This window comes from Methylobacterium sp. B1, from assembly GCF_000333255.1.
Taxonomy (GTDB): Bacteria; Pseudomonadota; Alphaproteobacteria; order Rhizobiales; family Beijerinckiaceae; genus Methylobacterium; species Methylobacterium fujisawaense.
Genome location: NZ_BACT01000038.1, coordinates 1 through 1,430 on the forward strand (window position 1 = coordinate 1; position 1,430 = coordinate 1,430).

General features: G+C 68.8%; 2 protein-coding genes and 1 pseudogene. 1 reads left to right on the forward strand and 2 read right to left on the reverse strand.

Features of this window, described 5'->3' with window-relative positions:
• Window positions 1-118: 118 nt before the first annotated feature.
• A pseudogene (gene opgC, locus I53_RS32915) lies at window positions 119-214 on the reverse strand (OpgC domain-containing protein); the annotation flags it as partial.
• 169 nt (window positions 215-383) lie between these two features.
• Between opgC and I53_RS01035 the strand changes: the two are divergent.
• The gene (locus tag I53_RS01035; protein ID WP_051044598.1) at window positions 384-650 is read left to right on the forward strand and encodes a hypothetical protein; all 267 of its coding nucleotides are present in this window, start codon (window positions 384-386) and stop codon (window positions 648-650) included.
• 28 nt (window positions 651-678) lie between these two features.
• Here I53_RS01035 and I53_RS01040 read toward each other — a convergent pair.
• Window positions 679-1,430, reverse strand: a 752-nt coding sequence (locus tag I53_RS01040) for a sugar phosphate nucleotidyltransferase (RefSeq protein WP_043345756.1), incomplete at its 5' end; no start/stop codon positions are given.

Here is a 1,430-nt window from a genome sequence, read left to right on the forward strand (position 1 = left end):
GAGGGGCGGCGGCGACGCGCGTCTGGATCGGTCCGGACGGTCCGGCTCTCGGCGGGCCTGCCACGCGCCGACACGATCCTCAGGATCGTGAGCGCGCTTCGACGCGCCGTCCTGGTTCGGTGTAGCGCTCGAAGGTGTTGCCGGGGATGTGGTTGATGAAGATCGTGATCAGGGCGAAGCCGCGCCAGAAGTCGATCGCGTTGGGGTCCCGCATCGTCGCGGCGGCTCCGGGTTTCGACGCTTCAGAATGTCGGCTGCGGGAACGCGGCTCCTGATACGGCGCCGCATCGGTTCTGCAAAGGCGAACAAAGGTAGGGATCGGCCCGTGGGGTCGAACCGGATGGTCACACCCGCGTTATGGCCCGGCACGGAGTTCCAGACAGATGACCCGACCGCTCACCACCCTCGGCCTCGCGATCTTCCTGCCAATCCTGGCGGCCAGCGCCGCGGCGGCGCAGGCTCAGACCGGCACCGGCGGCGGTCCCGCCTCGACGGCGACCGCGCCGAACACCTCCTCCCTCGGCCGTGTGATGCCGCCGAGCCGGGGGGCCGGCGCGGCGACGCCCGACGACCGGCGCACGCTCACGCCGAACGAGGCGCAGAACGATCGGATCATGCGGGGCATCTGCATCGGATGCGCTCCGAAATAGGAGGCGCATCCGACCGAGGGCACGCCGGCTACTTGCCGCGACGCAGCCGCAGGTCGTCCTCGCTCTCGCGGGCGAGCCGCAGCAGGTTCTGCCCGTAGGCGGTCTTGGCGAACATCTCGCCCCGGGCCACGAGCTGGTCGCGGGAGATGAAGTGCTGGAGGTAGGCGATCTCTTCCAGGCAGGCGACCTGCAGGCCCTGGCGGTGCTGCAGGGTGCGGACGAACTCGCTCGCCTCCAGCAGGCTGTCGTGGGTCCCGGTGTCGAGCCACGCATAGCCGCGCGACATGCGCTCCACGTGCAGTTGCCCGCGTTGCAGGTAGGCCTCGTTGACGCTGGTGATCTCCAGCTCGCCGCGGGCCGAGGGCTTCACGTCGGCGGCGATGTCGAGCACCTGATTGTCGTAGAAGTACAGGCCGGTTACCGCCCAGGTGGATTCCGGGTTCTGCGGCTTCTCGACGATCTTGGTCGGGCGGCCCGCCTTGTCGAGGTTGACCACGCCGTAAGCCTGCGGGTTGTCGACGTGGTAGGCGAAGACGGTCGCGCCCTGCTTGCGCGCGGCGGCGCGATCCAAGAGTTCGCCCATGCCGGCGCCGAAGAACAGGTTGTCGCCGAGGATCAGCGCCACGTCGTCGTCGCCCACGAAGTCGCGCCCGATGACGAAGGCCTGGGCGAGGCCTTTCGGCCGCGGCTGCAGCGCGTANGAGAATTTCAGCCCGAACTGCTCGCCGGTGCCGAACAGGCGCTTGTAATTGTCGAGGTGCTCCGGCGACGAGATGATCA